This is a genomic window from Streptomyces fulvorobeus, from assembly GCF_013167895.1.
GTDB classification, from domain to species: Bacteria; Actinomycetota; Actinomycetes; order Streptomycetales; family Streptomycetaceae; genus Streptomyces; species Streptomyces fulvorobeus.
The window spans coordinates 3,830,037-3,855,737 of record NZ_BLWC01000001.1; the positions used below are offsets into that span (position 1 = coordinate 3,830,037).

General features: G+C 72.2%; 22 protein-coding genes and 5 pseudogenes. 20 read left to right on the forward strand and 7 right to left on the reverse strand.

Annotated elements, in window-relative coordinates; genetic code table 11:
- Positions 1-70 precede the first annotated feature (70 nt).
- The 7 genes and pseudogenes from glmS to Sfulv_RS17520 all read left to right on the forward strand — a co-directional run bounded on the left by glmS (position 71) and on the right by Sfulv_RS17520 (position 7,154).
- The gene (gene glmS / locus Sfulv_RS17490) at positions 71-1,921 is read left to right on the forward strand and encodes a glutamine--fructose-6-phosphate transaminase (isomerizing) (RefSeq protein WP_173315086.1); all 1,851 of its coding nucleotides are present in this window, start codon (positions 71-73) and stop codon (positions 1,919-1,921) included.
- A gap of 12 nt (positions 1,922-1,933) precedes the next feature.
- Positions 1,934-2,302: a holo-ACP synthase gene (locus Sfulv_RS17495; RefSeq protein ID WP_173317941.1), complete on the forward strand. Its 369-nt coding sequence runs from the start codon at positions 1,934-1,936 to the stop codon at positions 2,300-2,302.
- 4 nt (positions 2,303-2,306) lie between these two features.
- Positions 2,307-3,755, forward strand: a complete 1,449-nt coding sequence (locus Sfulv_RS17500; protein ID WP_173315089.1) for an NAD(P)H-hydrate dehydratase — start codon at positions 2,307-2,309, stop codon at positions 3,753-3,755.
- Positions 3,756-3,828: 73 nt separating this feature from the next.
- On the forward strand, positions 3,829-4,968 hold the full coding sequence (alr, locus tag Sfulv_RS17505; protein ID WP_173315092.1) for an alanine racemase: 1,140 nt from the start codon (positions 3,829-3,831) through the stop codon (positions 4,966-4,968).
- Positions 4,969-5,012: 44 nt separating this feature from the next.
- Positions 5,013-6,233 carry an alpha/beta fold hydrolase gene (locus Sfulv_RS17510; protein ID WP_173315095.1) on the forward strand — a complete coding sequence of 407 codons (1,221 nt, stop codon included), beginning with the start codon at positions 5,013-5,015 and terminating at the stop codon, positions 6,231-6,233.
- Positions 6,234-6,244: 11 nt separating this feature from the next.
- Positions 6,245-6,780, forward strand: a pseudogene (tsaE, locus tag Sfulv_RS17515) (tRNA (adenosine(37)-N6)-threonylcarbamoyltransferase complex ATPase subunit type 1 TsaE).
- Positions 6,781-6,914: 134 nt separating this feature from the next.
- Positions 6,915-7,154 carry a hypothetical protein gene (locus Sfulv_RS17520; RefSeq protein WP_173310097.1) on the forward strand — a complete coding sequence of 80 codons (240 nt, stop codon included), beginning with the start codon at positions 6,915-6,917 and terminating at the stop codon, positions 7,152-7,154.
- A gap of 21 nt (positions 7,155-7,175) precedes the next feature.
- On the opposite strand, the gene Sfulv_RS17525 is transcribed toward Sfulv_RS17520, so the two are convergent.
- Positions 7,176-7,712 carry a hypothetical protein gene (locus tag Sfulv_RS17525; RefSeq protein WP_256669266.1) on the reverse strand — a complete coding sequence of 179 codons (537 nt, stop codon included), beginning with the start codon at positions 7,710-7,712 and terminating at the stop codon, positions 7,176-7,178.
- 177 nt (positions 7,713-7,889) lie between these two features.
- On the opposite strand from Sfulv_RS17525, the gene tsaB reads away from it, so the two are divergent.
- The 5 genes and pseudogenes from tsaB to Sfulv_RS17550 all read left to right on the forward strand — a co-directional run.
- Entirely contained in the window at positions 7,890-8,552 is a 663-nt protein-coding gene (gene tsaB / locus Sfulv_RS17530) for a tRNA (adenosine(37)-N6)-threonylcarbamoyltransferase complex dimerization subunit type 1 TsaB (RefSeq protein WP_256668969.1), read from the forward strand.
- Between the two features lie 53 nt (positions 8,553-8,605).
- Positions 8,606-9,067: a ribosomal protein S18-alanine N-acetyltransferase gene (gene rimI / locus Sfulv_RS17535; protein WP_173317945.1), complete on the forward strand. Its 462-nt coding sequence runs from the start codon at positions 8,606-8,608 to the stop codon at positions 9,065-9,067.
- A complete protein-coding gene (tsaD, locus tag Sfulv_RS17540) occupies positions 9,067-10,167 on the forward strand; it encodes a tRNA (adenosine(37)-N6)-threonylcarbamoyltransferase complex transferase subunit TsaD (RefSeq protein ID WP_173315102.1) in 1,101 nt (366 codons plus the stop codon). The genes rimI and tsaD overlap by 1 nt, the downstream gene beginning before the upstream one ends.
- Positions 10,164-10,429: pseudogene (locus Sfulv_RS17545) on the forward strand (hypothetical protein). Before tsaD ends, Sfulv_RS17545 begins: the two are co-directional and overlap by 4 nt.
- Before the next feature lie 47 nt (positions 10,430-10,476).
- Positions 10,477-10,806: pseudogene (locus Sfulv_RS17550) on the forward strand (RNA polymerase subunit sigma-24); the annotation flags it as partial.
- Between the two features lie 31 nt (positions 10,807-10,837).
- Here the strand turns inward: Sfulv_RS17550 and Sfulv_RS17555 are convergent.
- On the reverse strand, positions 10,838-12,061 hold the full coding sequence (locus Sfulv_RS17555; protein ID WP_173317948.1) for a class I SAM-dependent methyltransferase: 1,224 nt from the start codon (positions 12,059-12,061) through the stop codon (positions 10,838-10,840).
- A gap of 115 nt (positions 12,062-12,176) precedes the next feature.
- Between Sfulv_RS17555 and Sfulv_RS17560 the strand changes: the two genes are divergently transcribed.
- The 3 genes from Sfulv_RS17560 to groL all read left to right on the forward strand — a co-directional run bounded on the left by Sfulv_RS17560 (position 12,177) and on the right by groL (position 15,372).
- Entirely contained in the window at positions 12,177-13,118 is a 942-nt protein-coding gene (locus Sfulv_RS17560) for a polysaccharide deacetylase family protein (RefSeq protein WP_246353155.1), read from the forward strand.
- A gap of 221 nt (positions 13,119-13,339) precedes the next feature.
- Positions 13,340-13,648 carry a co-chaperone GroES gene (groES, locus tag Sfulv_RS17565; RefSeq protein WP_028439209.1) on the forward strand — a complete coding sequence of 103 codons (309 nt, stop codon included), beginning with the start codon at positions 13,340-13,342 and terminating at the stop codon, positions 13,646-13,648.
- A 101-nt stretch (positions 13,649-13,749) separates the two neighbouring features.
- Positions 13,750-15,372 carry a chaperonin GroEL gene (groL, locus tag Sfulv_RS17570; protein ID WP_173315108.1) on the forward strand — a complete coding sequence of 541 codons (1,623 nt, stop codon included), beginning with the start codon at positions 13,750-13,752 and terminating at the stop codon, positions 15,370-15,372.
- Between the two features lie 261 nt (positions 15,373-15,633).
- On the opposite strand, the gene Sfulv_RS17575 is transcribed toward groL, so the two are convergent.
- Positions 15,634-16,407: an SDR family NAD(P)-dependent oxidoreductase gene (locus Sfulv_RS17575; RefSeq protein WP_173315111.1), complete on the reverse strand. Its 774-nt coding sequence runs from the start codon at positions 16,405-16,407 to the stop codon at positions 15,634-15,636.
- A 79-nt stretch (positions 16,408-16,486) separates the two neighbouring features.
- Positions 16,487-17,164, reverse strand: coding sequence for an MOSC domain-containing protein (locus Sfulv_RS17580; RefSeq protein WP_173315114.1), 678 nt, complete (start codon positions 17,162-17,164; stop codon positions 16,487-16,489).
- Between the two features lie 81 nt (positions 17,165-17,245).
- Here Sfulv_RS17580 and Sfulv_RS17585 point away from each other — a divergent pair, with 81 nt between their 5' ends.
- On the forward strand, positions 17,246-18,136 hold the full coding sequence (locus Sfulv_RS17585; protein ID WP_173315117.1) for a LysR family transcriptional regulator: 891 nt from the start codon (positions 17,246-17,248) through the stop codon (positions 18,134-18,136).
- A 140-nt stretch (positions 18,137-18,276) separates the two neighbouring features.
- Here Sfulv_RS17585 and Sfulv_RS17590 read toward each other — a convergent pair.
- Positions 18,277-18,608: pseudogene (locus tag Sfulv_RS17590) on the reverse strand (WhiB family transcriptional regulator).
- Between the two features lie 422 nt (positions 18,609-19,030).
- On the opposite strand from Sfulv_RS17590, the pseudogene Sfulv_RS17595 reads away from it, so the two are divergent.
- From Sfulv_RS17595 to Sfulv_RS17610, 4 genes and pseudogenes are all read left to right on the forward strand, one after another.
- Positions 19,031-19,641: pseudogene (locus Sfulv_RS17595) on the forward strand (response regulator).
- 288 nt (positions 19,642-19,929) lie between these two features.
- Entirely contained in the window at positions 19,930-20,505 is a 576-nt protein-coding gene (locus tag Sfulv_RS17600) for a sigma-70 family RNA polymerase sigma factor (protein ID WP_173315120.1), read from the forward strand.
- Between the two features lie 128 nt (positions 20,506-20,633).
- Positions 20,634-22,136: an IMP dehydrogenase gene (guaB, locus tag Sfulv_RS17605; protein WP_173315123.1), complete on the forward strand. Its 1,503-nt coding sequence runs from the start codon at positions 20,634-20,636 to the stop codon at positions 22,134-22,136.
- A gap of 107 nt (positions 22,137-22,243) precedes the next feature.
- Complete coding sequence (locus Sfulv_RS17610) at positions 22,244-23,368, forward strand: GuaB3 family IMP dehydrogenase-related protein (RefSeq protein ID WP_173315126.1); 1,125 nt, start codon at positions 22,244-22,246, stop codon at positions 23,366-23,368.
- 86 nt (positions 23,369-23,454) lie between these two features.
- Here Sfulv_RS17610 and Sfulv_RS17615 read toward each other — a convergent pair whose 3' ends face one another.
- Positions 23,455-24,027: a hypothetical protein gene (locus Sfulv_RS17615; RefSeq protein ID WP_173315129.1), complete on the reverse strand. Its 573-nt coding sequence runs from the start codon at positions 24,025-24,027 to the stop codon at positions 23,455-23,457.
- Positions 24,028-24,146: 119 nt separating this feature from the next.
- The gene (locus tag Sfulv_RS17620; protein WP_173315132.1) at positions 24,147-25,409 is read right to left on the reverse strand and encodes a nucleotide sugar dehydrogenase; all 1,263 of its coding nucleotides are present in this window, start codon (positions 25,407-25,409) and stop codon (positions 24,147-24,149) included.
- Positions 25,410-25,701: the final 292 nt, after the last annotated feature.

Here is a 25,701-nt window from a genome sequence, read left to right on the forward strand (position 1 = left end):
GGCGCCGCGTCCCACGCCCACCCTCTCCGTAACCCCGGAAACCCGCGTCCCGCCGCCTTATGGTGCCGCTATGTGCGGAATCGTGGGTTATGTCGGTGGACAGTCGGCGCAGGACGTCGTGGTCGCGGGTCTCAAGCGCCTTGAGTACCGGGGGTACGACTCCGCGGGAGTCGCCCTCCTCTCGGACGGCGGGATCGCCGCGGCCAAGCGGGCCGGGAAGCTGGTGAATCTGGAGAAGGAGCTGATGGAGCGGCCGTTGCCGGCCGGGCACGTGGGGATCGGGCACACCAGGTGGGCCACCCACGGAGGTCCCACCGATGTCAACGCCCACCCCCACCTCGACAACGCGGGCCGGGTCGCGGTGGTGCACAACGGGATCATCGAGAACTTCGCTGCGCTGCGCGGTGAGCTCGCCGAGCGCGGTCACGACCTGGTGTCCGAGACCGACACGGAGGTCGTGGCCCATCTGCTGGCCGAGGCGTACTCGGGCGGGGGCGATCTGGCGGAGGCCATGCGGCAGGTGTGCCGGCGGCTCGAAGGGGCCTTCACCCTCGTCGCCGTACACGCCGACGAGCCGGAGACGGTGGTCGGTGCCCGGCGCAACTCGCCCCTCGTGGTGGGGGTCGGGGAGGGCGAGACCTTCCTGGCCTCCGACGTCGCCGCGTTCATCGCGCACACCAGGTCCGCGATCGAGCTGGGCCAGGACCAGGTCGTGGAGCTGACCAGGGACGGCGTGAGCGTCACCGACTTCGCGGGACGGCCCGCCGCCACCCGGGCCTACCACGTGGACTGGGACGCGTCCGCGGCCGAGAAGGGCGGGTACCCCTCCTTCATGCTCAAGGAGATCGCCGACCAGCCGAAGGCCGTCGCGGACACGCTCCTCGGGCGGATCGGCGGGGAGGAGGGGGAGCTGCGGCTCGACGAGGTGCGCATCGCGCCCAGCGTGCTCCGGGAGGTCGACAAGGTCGTCGTCATCGCCTGCGGGACCGCGTTCCACGCCGGGATGATCGCCAAGTACGCCATCGAGCACTGGACCAGGCTGCCCTGCGAGACGGAGCTCGCCAGCGAGTTCCGCTACCGCGATCCGATCCTCGACCAGCGGACGCTCGTCATCGCGATCTCGCAGTCCGGCGAGACCATGGACACACTGATGGCGCTGCGGCACGCCCGGGAGCAGGGGGCGAAGGTGCTCGCCATCTGCAACACGAACGGGTCGACCATCCCGAGGGAGTCGGACGCGGTCCTCTACACGCACGCCGGGCCCGAGGTCGCCGTCGCCTCGACGAAGGCGTTCCTCACGCAGCTCGTCGCCTGCTACCTCGTCGCCCTCTACCTCGGGCAGGTACGCGGGACGAAGTGGGCGGACGAGATCCGCACGGTCGTGCGGCAGCTCTCCGAGGTGGCCGGCTCCGTCCAGCGGGTCCTGGAGACCATGGAGCCCGTGCGCGAGCTGGCCCGCTCGCTCGCCGACCAGGACACCGTGCTGTTCCTGGGGCGGCACGTCGGCTACCCGGTGGCGCTGGAAGGCGCGCTGAAGCTCAAGGAACTGGCGTACATGCACGCGGAGGGATTCGCCGCGGGCGAGCTCAAGCACGGGCCCATCGCGCTGATCGAGGACGGTCTGCCGGTCGTCGTGGTCGTCCCGTCACCCCAGGGACGCTCGGTGCTGCACGACAAGATGGTGTCGAACATCCAGGAGATCAGGGCCCGCGGGGCGCGCACCATCGTGATCGCCGAGGAGGGCGACGAGACCGTGGTCCCCTACGCCGATCACCTGATCCTGATCCCCGCTACGCCTACGCTGCTTCAGCCGCTGGTCGCCACCGTGCCGTTGCAGGTCTTCGCCTGCGAACTGGCGACGGCCCGCGGCAACGAGGTGGACCAGCCGCGCAATCTGGCGAAGTCAGTGACAGTCGAGTGAGTGAGTGAGTACGTGATCATCGGAGTCGGGATCGATGTGGCCGAGATCGAGCGGTTCGGCGCCGCGCTGGAGCGTACGCCCCAGCTGGCCGGACGGCTCTTCCTGGAAAGGGAGTTGACGCTGCCGAGCGGCGAGCGGCGCGGGATCGCCTCGCTCGCCGCCAGGTTCGCCGCCAAGGAGGCGGTCGCCAAGGCGCTCGGCGCGCCGGGCGGACTGCACTGGGCGGACGCCGAGGTGTACGTCGAGGAGAGCGGGCAGCCCCGGCTGCGGGTCCGCGGCACGGTCGCCGCGCGCGCCGCCGAACTCGGGGTGCGGCACTGGCACGTCTCGCTCAGCCACGACGCGGGGGTGGCGTCGGCCGTGGTGATCGCGGAGGGTTGACCGTATGCGAACGGCTTACAGCGTGGAGACCGTACGGGCCGCCGAGGCGGCGCTCATGGCACGGCTGCCGGAAGGCGCCCTGATGCGGCGGGCCGCCGCGGGGCTCGCGGTGGCCTGCGGGGATCTGCTGCGGCGCAACGGCAGGGTGTACGGGGCCAGGGTCCTGCTGCTCGTCGGCAGCGGCGACAACGGCGGTGACACGCTGTACGCCGGGGCGCGGCTGGCGAGGCGCGGGGCGGGGGTACGGGCGCTGCTGACCTCACCCGGCAGGGTGCACGCGGGCGGGCTGGCGGCGCTGCGGGCGGCCGGTGGCCAGGTGCTGGACAGCGCGGAGGGGCTGGGGGCGGTCGACCTCGTCGTCGACGGCATCACCGGGATCGGTGGCCGGGGCGGGCTGCGCCCGGAGGCGGCGGCGCTCGTGGCGGCGGTCACCGCGCACGGGGCGCCCGTCCTCGCCGTGGACCTGCCGAGCGGGGTCGACGCGGACACCGGGGCGGTCGAGGGCCCGGCGGTGCGGGCCGACGCGACGGTCACGTTCGGCACCTACAAGCCGGGGCTGCTCATCGACCCGGCGGCCGAACGGGCGGGCGCGCTGCGGCTCGTCGACATCGGCCTCGGCCCGGACCTGCCGGAGCCGCCGGATCTGGAAGCGCTCCAGTACGCGGACGTGGCGGCGCTGCTGCCCGTACCGGGCGCCGGGAGCGACAAGTACCGGCGTGGGGTCGTCGGCGTGGTGGCCGGGTCCGGGCGGTATCCGGGCGCCGCTGTGCTCGCGGTCGCCGGAGCACTGCGGGGCGGGGCCGGGGCCGTGCGGTACGTGGGTCCAGGCGCCGCTGCGGTGCTCGCCCGCTTCCCGGAGACGCTGGTGCACGCGGGTCCGCCCTCCGCGGCGGGGCGGGTCCAGGCGTGGGTCGTCGGGCCGGGGCTCGGGGACGGTACGGAGGCGGCCGACGCGGTCGCCGATGTGCTGGCCGCCGATGTGCCGGTGCTGGTCGACGCGGACGGGCTGCGGCTGATGGACGCGGAGGCGGTACGGTCGCGGTCCGCGCCCACCGTGCTGACCCCGCACGCCGGGGAGGCCGCGGCGCTGCTGGGCGTGGCGCGCGAGGAGGTCGAGGCGGGGCGGCTCGCCGCCGTACGCGAGCTCGCCGCCCGCTACCGTGCCACCGTCCTGCTCAAGGGGTCGACGACCCTGGTCGCCGAGGCCCGGGACACGCCCGTGCGGGTGAATCCGACCGGCACCTCCTGGCTGGCCACGGCGGGCAGCGGCGACGTGCTCTCCGGTCTGACGGGCTCGCTGCTCGCGGCGGGCCTCGCCCCGCGCGACGCGGCGTCGGCCGGCGCCTATCTGCACGGGCTCGCCGCACGCCGGGCGTCCGCCGGCGCGCCCGTGGCCGCGCAGGACGTCGCGGACGCCCTCCCGGCGGCCTGGCGCGATGTGCGGGACGCCTGAGCCCGCGCCGCCCCGGGTCCCCTGACGGCTCCGGCGACACGTACGGGCGTACGGCTCTGAGAGACTGGGCGCGATGAACGAGACAGCGACCCTGAGAGCCCGTGCCGAGATCGACCTCGCCGCGCTGCGCGCCAACGTGCGCGCCCTGCGTGCGCGGGCGGCCGGTGCGCAGCTCATGGCCGTCGTGAAGTCGGACGCGTACGGGCACGGGGCGGTGCCCTGTGCCAGGGCGGCCCTCGAAGCGGGCGCGACGTGGCTGGGCACCGCCACCCCGCAGGAGGCGCTGGCCCTGCGGGCGGCCGGCCTCGGCGGCCGGGTGATGTGCTGGCTGTGGACGCCCGGCGGCCCGTGGCGCGAGGCGATCGAGGCGGGCATCGACGTGTCCGTGAGCGGTATGTGGGCCCTGCGCGAGGCCGTCGACGCGGCGGCGGCGGCGGGCACCGCCGCCCGGGTCCAGCTCAAGGCCGACACCGGTCTCGGGCGCAACGGCTGCCAGCCCGCCGACTGGCCCGAGCTGGTCTCGGCGGCCCGCGCCGCCGAGGAGTCGGGCACGGTCAGGATCACCGGGCTCTGGTCGCACTTCGCCTGCGCCGACGAGCCGGGACACCCCTCGATCGTTTCCCAGCTGGAGGTGTTCCGGGATCTGGTGGCGTACGCGGAGAAGGCGGGCGCGCGGCCCGAGGTACGGCACATCGCGAACTCCCCGGCGACCCTCACGGTCCCCGACTCCCACTTCGACCTCGTACGGACCGGGATCGCCGTGTACGGCATCTCGCCCAGCCCCGAGCTGGGCACCCCCGCCGATTTCGGGCTGCGCCCGGTGATGACCCTCGCCGCCTCCGTCGCCCTGGTCAAGCGGGTGCCCGAGGGCCACGGCATCAGTTACGGACACCACTACACGACGCCCGCCGAGACGACGCTCGGCCTGGTGCCCGTCGGGTACGCGGACGGGATTCCGCGCCATGCCTCGGGCCGGGGCCCGGTCCTCGTCGGAGGCCGGCGCCGCACGGTGGCGGGGCGGGTCGCGATGGACCAGTTCGTGGTCGACCTGGCGGGCGACGAGCTGGAACCGGGGGCGGAGGCGCTGCTGTTCGGGCCGGGGGACCGGGGCGAGCCGAGCGCCGAGGACTGGGCGGTGGCGGCGGACACGATCGCGTACGAGATCGTCACCCGCATCGGTCCCCGCGTGCCGCGCGTCCACCTGAACCAGTAGCCGAGAAAAGCGCACGAGCACTACGAGCACGAGGAGCGCGGCACGTGAGCGAGAGCAGCGCGGGGGACGTGGTGGCGACGGCGGCCGCCGCGGCCGGCTGGCGCCGGGGGGCGGGCCTCGCGGGCGCGGCGATAGGGGTGCTCGCCGCGGGCGCCGCCGCGGGCGTCGCGGTCGAGCGGATGACCGTGGGCCGGGGCATGCGGAAGAGGGCCCGGCTGGCCCTGGACGCCACCGGACCCTACGGCTCCCTGAGGGGTGAGCCGGGCAAGGCCGTCGCGGACGACGGCACCGCACTGCACTACGAGGTCGAGGAGGCCGACCCCGAGGGCGGCGCGGGCGGAGCCCCGGTGCCGGGTACGGCGGCCTCCGGGGCGCGGCGGCGCAAACTGTTCGGCCGCAGGGCGCCCGCGCCCGCGACCGTCGTCTTCAGCCACGGTTACTGCCTCGGCCAGGACTCCTGGCACTTCCAGCGGGCCGCACTGCGCGGGCTCGTGCGGACGGTCCACTGGGACCAGCGCAGCCACGGCCGCTCCGAGCGCGGCAGGGCGCAGGCCGGGGGCGTGCCCGTCTCCGTGGACCAGCTCGGCCGCGACCTGAAGGCCGTCATCGACGCGGCGGCGCCCGAGGGCCCGCTCGTGCTGGTCGGGCATTCGATGGGCGGCATGACGATGATGGCGCTGGCCGACCAGTACCCGGAGCTGATCCGGGACCGGGTGACCGCGGTGGTGTTCGTCGGCACGTCGAGCGGGAAGCTCGGCGAGGTGAGCTTCGGGCTGCCGGTCGCGGGCGTGAACGCGGTACGCCGGGTGCTGCCGGGGGTGCTGAAGGCGCTGGGCACGCAGACGGAGCTGGTGGAGCGCGGGCGGCGGGCGACGGCGGACCTCTTCGCGGGGCTCATCAAGCGGTACTCGTTCGGATCGAGGGATGTGGACCCGGCGGTCGCGCGGTTCGCGGAGCGGCTGATCGAGGCCACCCCGATCGATGTGGTGGCCGAGTTCTATCCGGCGTTCACCGAACACGACAAGAGCGGGGCGCTGCCCGCCTTCCGCGGGATGCCGGTGCTCATCCTGACGGGTGACAAGGATCTGGTGACACCCAGCTCGCACAGCGAGGCCATCGCGGAGGTGCTGCCCGACGCGGAGCTGGTGATCGTGCCGGACGCGGGGCACCTGGTGATGCTGGAGCACCCCGAGGTGGTGAACGAGCGCATCGCGGACCTGCTGGTACGCGTCGGCGCCGTGCCGTCGGCGGCCCCGACCGTCTAACGTTGACCGGCATGGAAGCAGTGCAGAAGAGCCCGGCGGCGGAGACCTCCGGGCCGGGGACCGTCACCCTGGCCATGGCCGTCGAGTCACCCGGACAGATGCAGGACCTGGGCCGCCGGATCGCCGGTGTGCTGGCCCCGGTGACCTGGTGATGCTCACTGGTGAACTGGGTGCGGGGAAGACGACGCTGACCCGGGGGCTCGGTGAGGGGCTCGGAGTGCGGGGCGCCGTCACCTCGCCCACCTTCGTGATCGCCCGGGTGCACCCGTCGCTGACCCGCGGCCCCGCGCTGGTCCACGTCGACGCGTACCGCCTGGGCGGCGGGCTCGACGAGATGGAGGACCTCGACCTTGATGTGTCGCTGCCGGATTCGGTGGTGGTCGTGGAGTGGGGCGACGGCAAGGTCGAGGAGCTGTCGGAGAGCCGTCTGCACGTGGTGATCGACCGCGCGGCCGGCGACACGGACGACGAGCGGCGGACGGTGACCCTGGTGGGCGTCGGACCGCGCTGGGCGGGGCTCCGGGCGGAGCTGGCGCCGGAGGGGTAGGGGTTCGCCGGGGGGACTTTCCGACAGGCCGTCGGTAAATTGTTGCGCCGGGGGCCACGGGCGTGGTCACATGGAGAGAAGACCTGGTTAGGTGTACCTAACCACGCCTTCCACCGGAGCCCCTGGAGGCATCCATGCCGACGCCCGAGCGTGAAGCGCAGCCCCCGCAGCCGCAGGCGCGGCCGTCGTCGGCGGTGTCCATGAAAGACCTGCTGGCCTCCTGCGCCGCCGCGTCGGCGGTCTCCACACCCCCGCGCGACGAGCGCGAGGGCGGGCCCGAAGACGAGGCGGCGGAGGCGGCCGGGGCGCCCGAGACGGCGGACGCCCACCACGGGGAACGCCCGGGACCGCCGGTGGGGCGCGCGGCGGCCTGAGGCCGCTCCCGCCCCGTTCGGCTAGGGGACGACGACGACCTTGACGCCCACCGTCGCGAACGTCCACATCGCGTCGCCGTCCGCCCGTTTCATGCGCACCCCGCCCGTCCTGGACGTGGGGTCCGGGCTCGCCATCGTGCCGTCCTGGGCGGCGCTGAAGCCGATGGCGACGTCGTCGACGTTGGTGAAGCGCACGACGTGCTCGATCATCACGCCGTCCGAACCCTGCACGCTGCCGGTGCGCGAGTTCACCTGGTAGGCCCCGGGAGGAGGGCTGACCGGACTGGGCATGACGGTGAACGTGCGGCTCGCCTTGTCGCCGGCGTCCACCAGCCAGACCCGCCGGTCCTTCAGCGAGTACACGACACGCGTTCCGGTACCGGACTCCGCGGGCACCGCCAGCGGTGCCTGGGAGGGCTTCGGCTTCTGGACGGGCCGGGCGGAGGCGCTGTCGGATGCCCTGGGCTTGGTCTCCGCGAACGAGTCCGGTGCGTCGGCCGATGCCTGGTAGGCGAGGAAACTGACCACGGCGACAGCAGCCGCCGTCAGCCCGGCCACGATTCCCGAGCTGCCCCTTGCCACCTGAGCTCCCCTTTCGCCTGCCATCCGGCACCTGTCGTACAAGCGTTTATGTCGTACACGCGTATACCGGGTGACGGTAGCAGCCGGGGTCGGGCGGGCCCGGACGACGTACGGGCGCGGTGACCCCGTCGGTGGAGCCGTAGGCTGTTTGCTGTGCTCCTGCTCGCCGTGGATACCGCCACCCCCGCCGTGACCGTCGCCCTGCACGACGGCTCAGCCGTCGTCGCCGAGACGAGCCGGGTCGACGCCCGAAGGCACGGCGAACTGCTGCTGCCCGCCGTCGACCGGGTCCTCGCCGAGGCCGGGACGGGGCTCGACGCCGTGACCGGCCTGGTCGTGGGCGTCGGCCCCGGCCCGTACACCGGCCTGCGCGTCGGCCTCGTGACCGCGGCTGCCTTCGCCTCGGCCCTCTCGCTCCCCGTGCACGGGGTGTGCACCCTGGACGGACTGGCGTACGCCGCCGGGCTCGCCGGAGTCCGTGGCCCGTTCGCCGTCGCCACGGACGCCCGCCGCAAGGAGGTCTACTGGGCGCGGTACGAGGATTTCCGTACCCGCACGGGTGATCCCGCGGTGGACCGCCCCGCCGACATCGCCGCACAGCTCGCCGGACTGCCCGTCGTCGGGGCGGGCGCGGTGCTCTACCCGGAGGCGTTCCCCGACGCCCGGGAGCCCGAACACGTCTCGGCCGGCGCGCTGGCGGCCCTCGCCGCCGAGCGCCTGGCCGCCGGGCGGGAACTGCTGCCGCCCCGCCCGCTCTATCTGCGCAGGCCCGACGCCCAGGTGCCGAAGAACTACAAGGTGGTCACCCCGAAGTGACCGAAGCGATCCGAGGGACAGGTGCGGCGACCGTGACCGCCGTGCTGCGCGAGATGCGCTGGTGGGACATCGATCCCGTGCTGGAACTCGAACACGAGCTGTTCCCGGAGGACGCCTGGTCGCCCGGGATGTTCTGGTCGGAGCTGGCCCACGCCCGGGGCCCCGGCGCCACCCGCCGCTACGTCGTCGCCGAGGACCCGGCCACCGGCCGGATCGTCGGGTACGCGGGACTCGCCGCCGTCGGCGACCTCGGTGACGTCCAGACCATCGGCGTCGGACGCGACCACTGGGGCGGCGGCCTCGGCTCCGAACTGCTCACCGACCTCCTGAAGCACGCCACGGCCTTCGAGTGCGCCACCGTGCTCCTGGAGGTCCGGGTCGACAACACCCGCGCGCAGAAGCTGTACGAACGCTTCGGCTTCGAGCCGATCGGCTTCCGGCGCGGCTACTACCAGCCGGGGAACATCGACGCGCTCGTCATGCGCCTCCACGTACAGGAAACCGAGACTGACTGATGGCTGACGAACCGCTGGTACTCGGCATCGAGACCTCCTGCGACGAGACCGGCGTCGGCATCGTGCGCGGCACGACCCTGCTCGCCGACGCCGTCGCCTCCAGCGTCGACACGCACGCCCGGTTCGGCGGTGTCGTACCGGAGATCGCCTCCCGCGCCCACCTGGAAGCGATGGTCCCGACCATCGAGCGCGCCCTGAAGGACGCCGGGATCAGCGCGCGCGACCTCGACGGCATCGCGGTCACGGCCGGCCCCGGACTCGCGGGCGCGCTGCTCGTCGGGGTCTCGGCGGCCAAGGCGTACGCGTACGCGCTGAACAAGCCCCTCTACGGGGTCAACCACCTCGCCTCGCACATCTGCGTCGACCAGCTGGAGCACGGCCCGCTCCCCGAGCCGACCATGGCACTGCTGGTCAGCGGCGGGCACTCCTCGCTGCTGCTCGCGCCGGACATCACCGCCGACGTACGGCCGCTCGGCGCGACCATCGACGACGCGGCGGGCGAGGCGTTCGACAAGATCGCCCGGGTGCTGAACCTCGGCTTCCCCGGTGGGCCGGTCATCGACCGGCTGGCGAAGGAGGGCGACCCGAAGGCGATCGCGTTCCCGCGCGGTCTGAGCGGTCCGCGCGATCCCGCGTACGATTTCTCCTTCTCCGGGCTCAAGACGTCCGTGGCGCGCTGGATCGAGGCGAGGCGGGCGGCGGGCGAGGAGGTGCCGGTACGGGACGTGGCGGCGTCCTTCCAGGAGGCCGTCGTGGACGTGCTCACCCGCAAGGCGGTGCGTGCCTGCAAGGACGAGGGCGTCGACCACCTGATGATCGGCGGTGGGGTCGCGGCCAACTCGCGGCTGCGGGCGCTGGCGCTGGAGCGGTGCGAGCGGGCCGGAATCCGGCTGCGGGTGCCCCGCCCCGGACTCTGCACGGACAACGGGGCGATGGTCGCCGCACTGGGCGCCGAGATGGTCGCCCGCAACCGTCCTGCCTCGGACCTGGCACTGTCGGCGGACTCCTCGCTGCCGGTGACCGAGCCCCACGTGCCGGGCGCCCACGCGCACGGCCACGATCACGTGCACGAGATCAGCAAGGACAACCTGTACTCATGAGCGGTACGACCGTCGCACTGATGTGGGAGGCCCGGGCCGTCGACGGCCGGGGTCCCGAGCTGCTGGAGTGGGCGCGGGCCCGGTCGGCCGAGCTGCCCGCGAGCCGGTGCGCCGGGAGCTGCTGCGTGCCCCGCAGGACCGGGTGCTCGTCATCACCTGGTGGGAGGGCGCCTACGGGGACGAGCTGCCCGAACTCCCCGAGCCGGACGCGGAACTGATCGCCCGCCCGGTGCACCGCTGGCGCTTCGAGGGCGTCGGCTGACATCCGCCGAAAGAATATCCGGCGGGGTGTCGATCCGGGGCGGGCCCGTACGCCGCGAGGAGACCTACGCACGCAAGCCGGCGGAGGTCGGCAGGGCCCTGGAGGACGTACCCCCGCCGGAACCCGCCGACCCGGACAGCGTCGACGACGACCTGCTGCGGCTGATCTTCACCTCCTGCCATCCGGTGTTCTCCACCCAGGCCCGGATCGCCCTCACCCCGCGCCTCCTGGGCGGCCTCGGCTCGGAGGAGACCGCCCGCGCCTTCCTGGCCTCCGGGGCGACCGTCGCCCAGCGCGTCGTGCGGGCGAAGCGGACCCTGGGCCGGGCGGGCATCCCCTTCGAGGTGCTGTACGGCGCCGATCGCGCCGCCCGCCTCAGGTGACGGCGTCCGTCCTCGCGAGGGCCCGTCAGGGCCGTTTGACGGGCTGACCGACCAGCATCGTGGGAGCGTCCGCCACCCGGGTCAGGAACACGGTCGCCGCGTTCGGGCCCCGGAGCTTCATCTTGCGGCGCAGCTCCTCCGGTTCGACGGCGGAACCGCGCTTCTTGACGGTCAGGACGCCGACCTCGCGCTCCCGCAGCAGGGCCTTGAGCTTCTTCATGTTGAAGGGCAGCTCGTCCGTGATCTCGTACGCCGTCGTGTACGGGGAGTCGTACAGCTCGTCGCTGGTGACGTACGCGATCATCTCGTCGAACAGCCGGCCGCGGCACCGGTCCACGATGTCGGCGACCAGGTGGGCGCGGATGACGGCGCCGTCCGGCTCGTACAGATAGCGGCCGACGGGACCGACGGGCGGGGCGGGCAGGGGCGCCGGAGCCGTCAGGGTGGCGCCCGCCGGGAGCAGCGTCGCCCGGAACGAGCCGGGGGCGAAGCCCTCGCCGAACCAGAGCACGGCCTCCTTCACCTCACCGCCGTCCGAGATCCACTCGGCCTCGGCCAGCGGCCCGATCGCCTCGTGCGGGACGCCGGGGGCGATCTTCAGCGCGGCGCGCGGGGCCTTCCGCGCGGCCGAGACCGCCCAGGACAGCGGTGGGGAGTACGCCTCCGGGTCGAAGATCCGGCCGCGTCCGCCGCGCCGGGCCGGGTCGACGAAGACCGCGTCGTACGGAGCGGTGTCGATCCCGGTGACATCGGCGCACCGGACCTCGATCAGCGCCTCCAGGCCGAGCGCCGCGGCGTTGGCGCGGGCGACCTCGGCGGTCAGGGGGTCGCGGTCCACGGCCAGCACCGTGATGCCCGCCCGTGCGAGGGCGATCGCGTCGCCGCCGATCCCGCAGCACAGATCGGCCACGCTGCGCACCCCGAGGGCGGCGAAGCGCCGCGCCCGGTAAGCGGCGACCGAGGTGCGCGTCGCCTGCTCGACACCGTTGGGCGTGAAGAACATCCGGTACGCGTCCTCGGTACCGAACTTGGCCACCGCCCGCTGCCGCAGCCGGGCCTGCCCCAGGGCCGCCGACACCAGGCCGGCCGGGTGGCCGCGGCGCAGCCGGGTCGCCGTGGCCAGTTCCCGGGCGGGGTCGTGGTCGCGCAGTTCGGCCAGGAGCGCCGCTCCCTCGGGGGCGAGGAGGGCGTGGAAGCCGGCGATCGGGTCGGGGGCGTCGGGCGGGGGGAGAGCGTTCACCCGGCCCATTGTGAGCCAGCCGGGGGACCGGGCGGGCCCGGCGGCGGTGTCGGGCCGGGCGCCCGGGCGGGTGCTGGCAGGATGCGGCGCCATGCAGCTAGTACGACAAAAGGAAGAATCCGCCATGAAGCGGTACGGGCCCGCCGGGCTCGTCCTCGGGCCGTTCCGTACGGCCCTCATCGCCCTCATCGCCACCGCCGTCGCCGCCGGGTGCGCCGGCGAAGGCGCGGACAGCGCCACCGGCGGGAAGCGCCCGGCCCCGCCCGCCGCCGGCCAGGAGGGCCCGCCCGCCCCGAAGGCCGCACCGGCCGACGCCCTTGCCGGGTACGCCGAGAAGACGAGGCGGAAGCAGGCGGCGCGGGTCGCGGCGGCCAGGAAGTGGCGCCTCGCCAGGGTTCCGCTCGCCGCTCCCGCACCCCCGGCCGCCAAACCGCGCATCACCACCCGCAAGGGCTTCGAGGTCGCCGGCGGGGACACGCTCCCGCCCGTCTTCACCACCGTGCCGACCAAGGAGCGGATCGTCTTCCTGACGATGGACGACGGCGCCGAGAAGGACCCCGCGCTGCTGCGGATGATGACGGAACTGGACATCCCGTACAGCGCCTTCCTCAGCGACTACGTGATCAACGAGGACTACGGCTACTTCAGGAAGATGCAGGCCCGCGGCGTCACCCTCAGCAACCACACGCTGAACCACCGCTACCTGCCCGGCCTGTCGTACGCCGAGCAGAAGCGTGAGATCTGCGGCCAGCAGGACATGATGGCGAAGCACTTCGGGAAGCGGCCCACGCTCTTCCGGCCGCCGTACGGCAACTACGACGGCGACACCCTGCGCATCGCCAGGTCCTGCGGCATCAAGGCCGTACCCCTGTGGGCCTCCGAGGCGTTCCCCGACCACATGGAATGGCGCGAGTGGGACCGGGACCTGCACCCGGGAGACATCATCCTCACCCACTTCCGGGGGCCCGGGGAGTGGAAGGGCTCCATGCCGGACATGGTCCGGCGGGTCATGAAGACGGTCACGGACAAGGGGTACGCCGTCGCCAGGCTGGAGGACTACGTCTGACACGGGAGGGCTGCCCGTCCGCCACGCCGGAGTGGTGAATTGGCACTCAGCTTGACCGAGTGCTAATCCCGGTCATAGTCTCAGTGCTGGCACTCCCCGATGGAGAGTGCCAGCATCACCGCGCGACAGGGCAGGTCCGGCACCCGCGACGACGGATCGACCTGGTCGCCACCCCACAGACTGTTAAACCCCGTGAGATCTCCGAAGGGGGAGACCGGATCGTGTCGACCACCAGCTCCAAGGTTGCGATCAAGCCGCTTGAGGACCGCATTGTGGTCCAGCCGCTCGACGCCGAGCAGACCACGGCCTCCGGCCTGGTCATTCCCGACACCGCCAAGGAGAAGCCCCAGGAGGGCGTCGTCCTTGCCGTGGGCCCGGGCCGCTTCGAGAACGGCGAGCGTCTTCCGCTCGACGTCAAGACCGGCGACGTCGTCCTGTACAGCAAGTACGGCGGCACCGAGGTGAAGTACAACGGCGAGGAGTACCTCGTCCTCTCGGCTCGTGACGTGCTCGCGATCATCGAGAAGTAATTCACCCACGTTTGTTTCTGTTCTGCGCCCCTGGCCCCCTGCGAAATAACTAGCCGGGCGGTCAGGGGCGCAGTTCGTTTTGAGAGGACAGGCAACAGCCCATGGCGAAGATTCTGAAGTTCGACGAGGACGCCCGTCGCGCCCTTGAGCGCGGCGTCAACAAGCTTGCCGACACGGTGAAGGTGACGATCGGCCCCAAGGGCCGCAACGTCGTCATCGACAAGAAGTTCGGCGCTCCCACCATCACCAACGACGGTGTCACCATCGCGCGCGAGGTCGAGCTCGACGACCCGTTCGAGAACCTCGGTGCCCAGCTGGTGAAGGAGGTGGCGACCAAGACCAACGACGTAGCCGGTGACGGCACCACCACCGCCACCGTCCTGGCCCAGGCGCTCGTCCGCGAGGGCCTGCGCAACGTCGCCGCGGGCGCCTCCCCGGCCGCCCTGAAGAAGGGCATCGACGCCGCGGTCAAGGCCGTGTCCGAGGAGCTCCTCGCGACCGCCCGCCCGATCGACGACAAGTCCGACATCGCCGCCGTGGCCGCGCTCTCCGCGCAGGACTCGCAGGTCGGCGAGCTCATCGCGGACGCGATGGACAAGGTCGGCAAGGACGGTGTCATCACCGTCGAGGAGTCCAACACCTTCGGTCTGGACCTTGAGTTCACCGAGGGCATGGCCTTCGACAAGGGCTACCTCTCCCCGTACATGGTGACCGACCAGGAGCGTATGGAGGCCGTCCTCGACGACCCGTACATCCTGATCCACCAGGGCAAGATCGGCTCGATCCAGGATCTGCTCCCGCTCCTGGAGAAGGTCATCCAGGCCGGTGCCTCCAAGCCGCTGCTGATCATCGCCGAGGACGTCGAGGGCGAAGCCCTGTCGACCCTGGTCGTCAACAAGATCCGTGGCACCTTCAACGCCGTCGCGGTGAAGGCCCCGGGCTTCGGTGACCGCCGCAAGGCCATGCTCGGCGACATCGCCACCCTCACCGGTGCGACCGTCATCGCCGAAGAGGTCGGCCTCAAGCTCGACGGCGCCGGTCTCGACGTGCTGGGCACCGCCCGCCGCGTCACCGTCTCCAAGGACGACACGACCATCGTCGACGGCGGCGGCGACTCCGCCGACGTCAAGGGCCGGGTCAACCAGATCAAGGCCGAGATCGAGTCCACGGACTCCGACTGGGACCGCGAGAAGCTCCAGGAGCGCCTCGCGAAGCTGGCCGGCGGCGTGTGCGTGATCCGTGTCGGTGCCGCCACCGAGGTGGAGCTCAAGGAGAAGAAGCACCGTCTGGAGGACGCCATCTCCGCGACCCGCGCCGCGGTCGAGGAGGGCATCATCTCCGGTGGTGGCTCCGCTCTGGTCCACGCCGTCAAGGTCCTGGACGGCAACCTCGGCAAGACCGGCGACGAGGCCACCGGTGTCGCGGTCGTGCGCCGCGCCGCCGTCGAGCCGCTGCGCTGGATCGCCGAGAACGCCGGCCTGGAGGGTTACGTCATCACCGCCAAGGTCGCCGACCTCGACAAGGGCCAGGGCTTCAACGCCGCGACCGGCGAGTACGGCGACCTGGTGAAGGCCGGCGTCATCGACCCGGTCAAGGTCACCCGCTCCGCGCTGGAGAACGCCGCGTCGATCGCTTCGCTGCTGCTCACGACCGAAACCCTGGTCGTCGAGAAGCCGGCCGAGGACGAGGGCGACGCCGGTCACGGCCACGGCCACTCCCACTAGTACGCGCCCGGCTCACCACTGAGGCCCGGTACCCCCGTCGCGGGGGCACCGGGCCTCAGTGCGTCGCGGGCTCCGGCGTCAGGCCGGGCGGCCCAGCACCTCGGCGGCCACCGGCTCCGCGAACGAGCGCTCCAGCTCGTAGGCCGAACGGGCGCAGCGGCTCGATCACCGCTCACCGGGCCGGGCGCTCCACCAGCAGGTCCGTCGCGTGCCTACCCGCCTCCCGCTCGGGCGGGGCCACGGCGGTGAGCGGGGTGTCCGCTACTGCGGACCGTACCTGCGGCCTGTCCGGGAGGTGACCCCGCCGAGCAGACCACGGGGCGTCACCTTCACCAGCCCCATCAGCGCCTTGTACCGCGCGTCCGGCACCGAGACCGTCCGGCCGCGCGCCAGGTCCATGAGCGCGGTCGCCACCAGCTTGTCCGCGTCGAGCCACATCCAGCCCGGGATGCTGTCCGTACCCATCCCGGCCCGCTCGTGGAACTCGGTCCGGACGAAGCCGGGGCAGAGCGCCATCAGCCGCACCCCCGAACCGGACAGGTCCTTGGCCGCGCCCTGGGTGAACTGCACGACCCACGCCTTGGAGGCCCCGTACGTCCCGCGCGGTACGAAGGCCGCGACGGACGCCACGTTGACCACCCCGCCGCGCCCCCGCTCCTTCATCCCGGCCGTGGCGGCGGACGTCAGCCGCAGCACCGCCTCGCAGTGCACCTTCAGCATCGCCAGCTCATCGGCCATCGGGACTTCCAGATAGCGTCCCTTGTTGCCGAATCCGGCGTTGTTGACCAGGAGGTCGACGGACTGCCTGCGGTCCCCGAGCCTGGCCTCGACCGCCGCGATCCCCTTGTCATCGGAGAGGTCGGCGGTCAGCACCTCGGCCTCGATGCCGTGCCGGTCGTGCAGTTCGGTGGCCTGTACCCGTAGCCGCTCGGTGTCGCGGGCCACCAGCACGAGGTTGTGTCCGTCGCCCGCGAGCCGCCGCGCGAAAGCGGCCCCGATCCCCGCTGTCGCGCCCGTAATCAGTGCAGTCGTCATAGGCGGCACGTTAGTGCCCCGCGGGCGGGGGCGGTCGACCCGCCCGCCGTCCGCCCGCCGGCCGTCCCGAACCGGCCCGTCAGCCGTGCCGGCTCCCGTGCTTCTCCACGTACGCCCGCGCGTCGCGCAGTGCCTCCGGGTGCAGCGCGTCCCCGGCCGCGAGCAGCTGGGACAGCAGCTCCCGCTCGGTCGTGACCGCGCGGAACACCAGGGACACGGTGACGTCGTGGTCCGGCCGGTGCACGATCTCGACCGGGTCCCCGGCGGATATCGCTCCCGGCTCCAGGACCCGCAGGTAGGCACCGGGCGCGGCCTCCTGGGTGAACCGCCTGACCCAGCCCTTCTCCCCCAGATGGCCGGCGAACGTACGGCACGGGATGCGGCCCGACGTGACCTCCAGGAGGAGGGCGGAGCCGATCCGCCAGCGCTCCCCGATCCTGGCACCGCTCACATCGATCCCCAGGGTGGTGATGTTCTCCCCGAACGTCCCGTTGGCCAGCTCCCGGCCGAGCACCGCCTCCCACGCGTCGAGCTCCTCGCGTGCGAAGGCGTACACCGCCTGGTCCGTGCCCCCGTGGTGCCGCAGGTGGCACACCGCGTCACCGGCGAGACCGCTGCCGCCGGTCCCTTTGGGCCCCGGGTCGGAGACGTGGACGGGGCCCTCGGCCGGGCGCTTGTCGATTCCGGTGAGGCCGCCAGGGCCATTGGTGTGCTCGGACACCCTGGCGCGGCCCAGGTTCACGGTCAGCAGTTTCATGCCGCACACGCTAGCGACTGATCACCCAAAGTCGCACGCTGATTATTCGTCGCGCATCCAAGACTCGCTTATGGTGGAAGAGTGATCGAAGCCCGTCATCTCCGAGTCCTGCGCGCCGTGTCCACGACCGGCTCGTTCTCCGCCGCCGCGCGCGAACTGGGCTGTACGCAGCCCGCGGTCAGCCAGCAGATGAAGGCCCTGGAGGCGTCGGCGGGCACCACCCTGCTCATCCGCACGGGCCGTGAGATGAGACTGACCCAGGCCGGGCAGGCCCTGGTGCGCCACGCCTCCGGCATCCTCGCCGGGCTGACGGCCGCCGAGGAGGAGGTCGCCGCGATCGCCGGACTGCGGGCGGGGCGGGTCCGGCTCGTCTCGTTCCCCAGCGGCAGTTCCACCCTGGTCCCGGGCGCGCTCGCGGCCCTGCGCGCCGCCCACCCGGGCACCCGCGTCTCGCTCGTCGAGGCGGAGCCGCCCCGCTCGGTGGAGATGCTCAGGGACGGCGACTGCGACATCGCGCTGGCGTTCCGCTACGGGGCGTCCGGCGGCGAGTGGGACGACCTGGTCGTGCGCCCGCTGCTGACCGACCGGCTGATCGGACTGGTCCCCGAGGGACATCGGCTGGCGGGCGCGGACGCCGTGGGCATCGGAGAACTCGCCGGCGAGTCGTGGATCGCGGGCTGCCCGCGGTGCCGCCGCCAGCTGGTGGAGGTCTGCGAGGCGTCCGGCTTCACTCCCAGGATCGACTTCGCCACCGACGACTACCCCGCGGTGATCGGGCTGGTCGGAGCGGGGCTGGGGGTGGCCGTTCTGCCGGAGCTGGCCATCGAGTCGGTACGCCCCAAGGGCGCCCGTACCGTCGCGGTCGAGCCCGCCATCGAGCGCGAGATCGTCGCGCTGGCCCTGCCGGACCTGGCCCGGGTGCCCGCGGTGGCCGCCACCCTCGACGAGCTCTCCAGGGCCGCCGCGCGCTGAGCCGGGCCGCACGGGAGCGGGCCCCCCGGCGCCGAGGCGAGCGGGCGGCTCCGGCCCGCGCCCAGGGCTGCCCGCCGGGGTGCGGGGTCAGGGAAACGCCTGGAAGAGAAACGTTTCTCTTTCGAGTGGCGGGTGTGGGGTCAGGGGTGGCCGGGGTCGGCCGTGAGGCCCGAGTGGGCGGCCGTGATCAGCCGGCTGCGCGCCCGGCCCATGAGCTCTTCGCGCTCGTCCTCGGTCAGGCCGCCCCACACTCCGTAGGGCTCCCGTACCGCCAGCGCGTGTGCCGCGCACTCGGCCCGTACCGGGCAGCGCATGCACACCTCTTTCGCCGAGGTCTCGCGAGCGCTCCGAGCCGCCCCGCGCTCACCCTCCGGGTGGAAGAAGAGCGAGCTGTCGACCCCCGGCAGGCGGCCAGCAGCTGCCAGTCCCACAGGTCTGCGTTGGGTCCGGGAAGGCGGGAGAAATCTGCCATTGCTTGTCCCCTCGAAACCGTGCTGAGTCGGAAACGGCATCCTCGACCGTTGTTGATCGTCGGGGACCTGAGTCCCGACCGTACATCTACGGTGTTAGTAGATGTAAATATGACTGATTGCGAATCTAGCCATAGACACCCGGAAAAGGGAAGAAATCCCGCTAAATGGGGCATGGGTACGGGTGAAGTTTCGGTTGACGCCTGGACCATCTGCGCCGTTCTCCTCCGTGCGCGGCTCCTCACGTAGAGTGCCGAACCCGCCCGTCCGACCCGTAACTCTTTCGAGTGACCGTCGTTGAGAGTGCGGAGGCGGTTGACGAAGAACGAGCTCGGGCAGATGTCCGAGGGGGTCAACCGCACAGGTGACGACTTGTATCAGCCTGGAGGCTCAAGGTGACGCGCATCAGCTGCGGAGGACGGTCATGACATCCGTCCTCGTCTGCGACGACTCCCCGCTTGCCCGAGAAGCGCTCCGCCGCGCGGTTGCCACCGTGCCCGGCGTCGAGCGTGTGACGACGGCGGCCAACGGCGAGGAAGTCCTCCGCCGCTGGGGGCCGATCGTTCGGATCTCATTCTGATGGACGTACGCATGCCCGGTCTCGGAGGTGTGGAGACGGTCAGGCGGCTGCTCTCCGCCGACCCCGGGGCACGGATCATCATGCTGACCGTCGCCGAGGACCTGGACGGTGTCGCGCTCGCGGTCGCCGCCGGTGCCCGCGGCTATCTGCACAAGGACGCCTCGCGCGCCGAGCTGCGGGCCACCGTGACGCAGGCCCTGGCCGATCCGACCTGGCGGCTCGCCCCGCGCCGGCTGCGGTCCGCCGAGATGGGTGCGGCGCCGACGCTCACCGCGCGCGAGATCCAGGTGCTCGAAGGCATGAGCCACGGCCGGTCCAACGCGGAGATCGGACGCGAGCTGTTCCTCTCGGAGGACACGGTGAAGACGCACGCGAGGCGTCTCTTCAAGAAGCTCGGCGCCTCGGACCGCGCCCACGCCGTGGCACTCGGCTTCCGCTGGGGCCTGGTCCGCTGAGACCGGGTGCCGCCGGCAGCCGAAGAACCGCCCCCGTCCGCGCAACGGCGGACGGGGTGACGTGGACGGCGGGGCGGCGGGCCCGCGCTCACGCCTTTCCCACCAGCGATATGTGACGCTTCCCGGCCGATGCCGCATCCTTGAGACGTGGAGTTCCTCGGGAACGATTCGGTCGAGCGGAAGGGGAGGGCGCAGGACATGACATCCGGCGCACCCGCTCATAACGCTTCGGTGCACAACTCAGGACGCGGTGCCGCGGATACGGCAGCGTCAAGGCACCATGGTCCGATGCGCGACGACGAGACGACGGCGATCGGTGCTCTGGTGCACCGCGCCGTCGACGGTGAGGCGCAGGCCACCCACGACCTGCTGGCCCATGTCCACCCCCTCGCCCTGCGCTACTGCAGGTCCCGGCTGAACCGGCTGCCCGGTGACGCCCGTCACTTCGTGGAGGACCTGGCGCAGGAGGTCTGCGTCGCGGTGCTCATGGCGCTGCCCCGGTACAAGGACACCGGCAGGCCCTTCGAAGCCTTCGTCTTCGCCATCGCGGGCCACAAGGTCGCCGACCTCCAGCGCGCCGCCATGCGCCACCCCGGGTCCACGGCCGTGCCCTCCGACGAGATGCCGGAGCGGCCCGACGACTCGCTCGGCCCGGAAGAGCGTGCCCTGCTCAGCAGCGACGCGGCCTGGGCCAAGAAGCTGCTGGCCAACCTCCCGGAGAACCAGCGCGAACTGCTGGTCCTGCGGGTCGCCGTGGGGCTGACGGCCGAGGAGACCGGACAGATGCTGGGGATGTCCCCGGGGGCCGTCCGCGTCGCCCAGCACCGTGCGCTGAGCAGACTGCGCGCCCTCGCCGGACAGTAGACCCGTCCCGGCCGCGTGCACGTAGGAACGTACAGAACCGTTTACCGATCTTGATCGTGGAATGAGACACCCCGGGAGCCCGTTAGCATGGACATCCGCACCGATCAAGGCCATTTGGGGAAGGTGTCATGACTGCAAACGTCGACGGAGTGCCCGAGAAGTTCGCGACGCTCGGGCTGACATACGACGACGTGCTGCTGCTGCCGGGCGCGTCCGACATGGCGCCCGATCAGATCGACACCTCCTCGTACATCTCCAAGAACGTCCGGGTGAACATCCCGCTGCTCTCCGCGGCGATGGACAAGGTCACCGAGGCGCGCATGGCCATCGCCATGGCCCGGCAGGGGGGCGCGGGCGTGCTGCACCGCAACCTCTCCATCGCGGACCAGGCCAACCAGGTCGACCTGGTGAAGCGCTCCGAGTCCGGCATGGTCACCGACCCGATCACGGTGCACCCGGACGCGACGCTGCTGGAGGCCAACGACCTCTGCGCCAAGTTCCGCATCAGCGGTGTCCCCGTCACGGACGCGGCGGGCAAGCTCCTCGGCATCGTCACCAACCGTGACATGGCCTTCGAGCCGGACCGTACGCGCCAGGTGCGCGAGGTCATGACGCCGATGCCGCTCGTGACCGGCAAGGTCGGCATCTCCGGCGTGGACGCCATGGAGCTGCTGCGCCGCCACAAGATCGAGAAGCTTCCGCTGGTCGACGGCCACGGAATCCTCAAGGGCCTCATCACGGTCAAGGACTTCGTCAAGGCCGAGAAGTACCCGAACGCCGCCAAGGACAGGGAAGGCCGGCTGCTGGTCGGCGCCGCGGTCGGAGTCGCGGGCGACGCCTACGAGCGGGCCCAGGCACTCGTCGAGGCGGGCGTCGACTTCATCGTCGTCGACACCGCCCACGGTCACTCGCGGCTCGTCGGCGACATGGTCGCCAAGATCAAGTCGAACTCCTCGGTCGACGTCATCGGCGGCAACATCGCCACCCGTGACGGCGCCCAGGCACTGATCGACGCGGGCGTCGACGGCATCAAGGTCGGCGTCGGGCCGGGCTCGATCTGCACCACCCGCGTGGTCGCCGGCATCGGCGTCCCGCAGGTCACCGCGATCTACGAGGCGTCCCTGGCCGCCAAGGCGGCCGGTGTCCCGGTCATCGGTGACGGCGGCCTCCAGTACTCGGGCGACATCGCCAAGGCCCTGGTGGCCGGTGCCGACACCGTGATGCTCGGCTCGCTCCTCGCGGGCTGCGAGGAGTCCCCCGGAGAGCTGCTCTTCATCAACGGCAAGCAGTTCAAGTCGTACCGCGGCATGGGTTCGCTCGCCGCGATGCAGACCCGGGGCGAGCGCAAGTCGTTCTCGAAGGACCGGTACTTCCAGGAGGGCGTCGCCTCCGACGAGAAGCTGGTCCCCGAGGGCATCGAGGGCCAGGTCCCCTACCGGGGCCCGCTCTCCGCGGTCGTCCACCAGCTCACCGGCGGTCTGCGCCAGTCGATGTTCTACGTCGGCGGCCGGACGGTGGCGGAGCTCCAGGACAACGGCCGTTTCGTACGGATCACGTCGGCGGGCCTCAAGGAGAGCCACCCGCACGACATCCAGATGACCGTCGAAGCGCCGAACTACAGCAGGAAGTAGCCGCACCGTCGCCCCGAGGGGCGGCCCCGGGGGGTTCCCGGGGCCGCCCCTCCGACGTGTGTCGGGGATACTGGCATGGCAGACGTAGAGGGAAAGGCCACACCATCGTGACTGAGATCGAGATCGGGCGCGGCAAGCGCGGCCGCCGGGCGTACGCGTTCGACGACATCGCCGTCGTCCCGAGCCGTCGTACGCGGGACCCGAAGGAGGTCTCGATCGCCTGGCAGATCGATGCCTACCGGTTCGAGCTGCCGTTCCTGGCCGCCCCCATGGACTCCGTCGTCTCCCCGCAGCACGCCATCAGGATCGGCGAACTCGGCGGCCTGGGCGTTCTCAACCTGGAAGGGCTGTGGACCCGGCACGCCGACCCGCAGCCCCTCCTCGACGAGATCGCGGAGATGCCCGTCGAGTCGGCGACCCGCCGGCTCCAGGAGATCTACTCCGCTCCCATCCAGGAGGAGCTGATCGGGCAGCGCATCAAGGAGGTGCGCGACTCCGGCGTCGTCACCGCCGCCGCGCTCTCCCCGCAGCGCACCGCCCAGTTCTCCAAGGCGGTCGTCGACGCGGGCGTGGACATCTTCGTCATCCGCGGTACGACGGTCTCCGCCGAGCACGTCTCGGGCGCCGCCGAACCGCTGAACCTGAAGCAGTTCATCTACGAGCTGGACGTCCCGGTGATCGTCGGCGGCTGCGCCACGTACACCGCGGCGCTCCACCTGATGCGCACCGGCGCGGCCGGTGTCCTGGTGGGCTTCGGCGGCGGCGCGGCGCACACCACGCGCAACGTCTTCGGCATCCAGGTCCCGATGGCGACCGCGGTCGCCGACGTGGCCGGGGCGCGCCGCGACTACATGGACGAGTCGGGCGGCCGGTACGTGCACGTGATCGCGGACGGTGGCGTCGGCTGGTCCGGTGACATCCCCAAGGCCGTCGCCTGCGGCGCGGACGCCGTGATGATGGGCTCTCCGCTGGCCCGTGCGACGGACGCGCCCGGTCGCGGCCGGCACTGGGGCATGGAGGCGGTCCACGAGGACGTGCCGCGCGGCAAGCTGGTGGACCTGGGTTCGGTCGGGACCACGGAGGAGGTCCTCACGGGCCCCTCGCACACCCCTGACGGCTCGATGAACATCTTCGGCGCCCTGCGCCGCGCGATGGCCACCACGGGCTACAGCGACCTCAAGGAGTTCCAGCGCGTCGAGGTGACGGTGGCGGACTCGCAGCACCGCCGCTGACCCCGCCCCGGAGCTTTCGGGCATGACGGGAGGGCCCGGACCGCACGTGCGGTCCGGGCCCTCCCGTCATGCGTACCGCGTGGCGACTAGCCGGCCTTGCGGGCGCCGCCGATCGCGGCGACCGGGCCGAGGGCGAGGAAGAGGTACGTCATGAAGTCGGCCTCCTCCTTCCAGATCTTCGTGACATCACCGAAGTGGTCGAAGAAGACGCCGGAGAACGACAGGCCGGACGCGTCCGCGAGGATCATCGACATGCCGACGAGCTGGCCGAGGTAGACGGCGCCGAGGGAGAAGACGGCGCCGGCGGCGACGAGGGCCGGGTGGGCACCGCCGACCTTCGCCGCGGCGAAGCCGACCAGGAAGCCGACGCCGACCGCCGCGTACCCGATCTCGCGCTCGATGGAACCGGCGAGGACGCCGTACAGCACGGCCGCGACGAGGGCGGTGCCGAACGCCGTCAGGATGCCGAGGCCGAGGTTGGCGCGGGCGGGGGGAGCCGGGGCGAACGGGGCGCCGCCGAACTGGCCGGGCTGCTGGCCCGCGAACGGGTTGCCGCCCGGCGCGCCGGGCTGGGCCGCCTGCCCGGCGTAGGGGTTGCCGCCGGAGGGCTGGCCACCGTAGGGCTGCTGGGGCTGGTTCGGCGGCACGGGCTGGCTCATGGTGGGTATCCCCCTGGGACGAAAGCGCACGGCTGTGCGAGAAGTGACGCCGCAGGCTAGCAGTCCACTACGACATCGCCCACCGAAATCCCTTGCGGGGATTGGCTGGACGGCCGGTGTCAGAGCCGGTGGGCGGCTCCCGCCGGGGTGGCTCCCCGGGTGTCGAGGAGGAGCTGGGCCTTCACCGCGAGGCCCTGGAGGTCGTACGTGCGGTGGTGCTGGAGGAGCACGGTCAGGTCGGCGCCGGCCGCGGCCTCGTACAGCGAGTCCGCGCGCGGGACGGGCAGTTCGCGCACGCGCCAGTCCAGGACGTGCGGGTCGTGGTAACCGATCTGCGCGCCCATGTCCATCAGCCGGCCCGCGATCTCACGGGCGGGGGACGCCTCCTGGTCGGCCAGGTCCGGCTTGTAGGTGACCCCGAGGAGGAGCACGCGTGCGCCCCGGACGGACTTGCCGTGTTCGTTGAGGAGGGTGGCGCAGCGCTGGATCACGTACTGCGGCATCCGGTCGTTGATCTCCTGGGCGAGGGAGACCATGCGCAGGGGGTGCCCGGGGGTGCGGCTGCTGTACGGGAGGTGGCCGGGGTCCACGGGAGTGCCGTGGCCGCCGACCCCGGGGCCAGGACGGAAGGGCTGGAAGCCGAAGGGCTTGGTCTCGGCGCAGCGGATGACGTCCCAGAAGTCGACACCGAGGTCGTGGCAGAGCACTGCCATCTCGTTGACCAGGGCGATGTTGACGTGGCGGAAGTTGGTCTCCAGGACCTTGGTCATCTCCGCCTCGCGCGGTCCGCGGGCCCGCACGACCTTGTCGGTGAGCCTGCCGTAGAACGCCGCGGCCGATTCGGTGCAGGCCGGGGTGAGGCCGCCGATCACCTTGGGGGTGTTGGCGTAGACATGCGTGCGGCTGCCGGGGTCGAGACGGCTGGGGGAGTAGGCGAGGTGGAAGTCGCGTCCGGCGCGCAGTCCTGAGCCCTCTTCCAGCAGCGGGCGCAGGAAGTTCTCGGTGGTGCCGGGGGGCACGGCCGATTCGAGCAGCACGGTGGTGTGCGGGCGCAGCCGGGCGGCGAGGGCGCGGGCCGCGTCGCCGAGGGCGCCTAGGTCCAGGGTGCGGTCGGCCCCGAGGGGGGTGGCGGCGCAGATGACGGCGGTACGGACCCGGCCCAGCTCGGCCGCGTTCGTGGTGGGCCGGAATCCCCCCGAGAGCATCCGGCGGATGTCCGGGGCGGAGAGCGAGCCCTCGACGGGACTGCGTCCGGCGGAGAGTTCGGTGAAGGGCCGGGGATCGGTGTCGTAGCCGACGGTCTGGATGCCCGCTGCCGCGGCGGCTTGGGCGAGAGGCAGGCCGAGGTGACCGAGTCCGATGACAGCGAGGTCTGCGGGCATGTGGAGGGTCGTCCTTCCCTAGGGCCTGTCGTTCGGGTCACGCCGGGCTGGCGGGGGTCCGGCACGCCGCGCCCCGTCCGACCCTGATCCGCCCTAAGACCATGAGGGCGAAAGCGCAACTGCTGGGGACAGCGCAATGTCAGACTAAGCGTAAATATGACCTATATGTCGCATTGTGGGGCGCCAGTCGCCGGGGTGTTGTCCACAGGCGGTGGCTGAAGTCGCGGTGCGCGGACAGAATCGAGTCGTGGGCACAGTCGGCCGGCCACCCGCGCCGACCCGCAGCACCGTG

Excerpts from the sequence above, each read along its gene's own strand:
- Sfulv_RS17560 (WP_246353155.1), top strand. The coding sequence starts at position 12,177 with ATGAAGCGGTACGGGCCCGCCGGGCTCGTCCTCGGGCCGTTCCGTACG.
- Sfulv_RS17620 (WP_173315132.1), bottom strand. The coding sequence starts at position 25,409 with ATGCCCGCAGACCTCGCTGTCATCGGACTCGGTCACCTCGGCCTGCCT.
- tsaD (WP_173315102.1), top strand. The coding sequence starts at position 9,067 with ATGGCTGACGAACCGCTGGTACTCGGCATCGAGACCTCCTGCGACGAG.
- Sfulv_RS17555 (WP_173317948.1), bottom strand. The coding sequence starts at position 12,061 with ATGGGCCGGGTGAACGCTCTCCCCCCGCCCGACGCCCCCGACCCGATC.
- Sfulv_RS17615 (WP_173315129.1), bottom strand. The coding sequence starts at position 24,027 with ATGAGCCAGCCCGTGCCGCCGAACCAGCCCCAGCAGCCCTACGGTGGC.
- guaB (WP_173315123.1), top strand. The coding sequence starts at position 20,634 with ATGACTGCAAACGTCGACGGAGTGCCCGAGAAGTTCGCGACGCTCGGG.
- Sfulv_RS17580 (WP_173315114.1), bottom strand. The coding sequence starts at position 17,164 with ATGAAACTGCTGACCGTGAACCTGGGCCGCGCCAGGGTGTCCGAGCAC.
- Sfulv_RS17500 (WP_173315089.1), top strand. The coding sequence starts at position 2,307 with ATGCGAACGGCTTACAGCGTGGAGACCGTACGGGCCGCCGAGGCGGCG.
- Sfulv_RS17600 (WP_173315120.1), top strand. The coding sequence starts at position 19,930 with ATGCGCGACGACGAGACGACGGCGATCGGTGCTCTGGTGCACCGCGCC.
- alr (WP_173315092.1), top strand. The coding sequence starts at position 3,829 with ATGAACGAGACAGCGACCCTGAGAGCCCGTGCCGAGATCGACCTCGCC.
- rimI (WP_173317945.1), top strand. The coding sequence starts at position 8,606 with ATGCGCTGGTGGGACATCGATCCCGTGCTGGAACTCGAACACGAGCTG.
- groL (WP_173315108.1), top strand. The coding sequence starts at position 13,750 with ATGGCGAAGATTCTGAAGTTCGACGAGGACGCCCGTCGCGCCCTTGAG.
- Sfulv_RS17520 (WP_173310097.1), top strand. The coding sequence starts at position 6,915 with ATGCCGACGCCCGAGCGTGAAGCGCAGCCCCCGCAGCCGCAGGCGCGG.
- glmS (WP_173315086.1), top strand. The coding sequence starts at position 71 with ATGTGCGGAATCGTGGGTTATGTCGGTGGACAGTCGGCGCAGGACGTC.
- Sfulv_RS17575 (WP_173315111.1), bottom strand. The coding sequence starts at position 16,407 with ATGACGACTGCACTGATTACGGGCGCGACAGCGGGGATCGGGGCCGCT.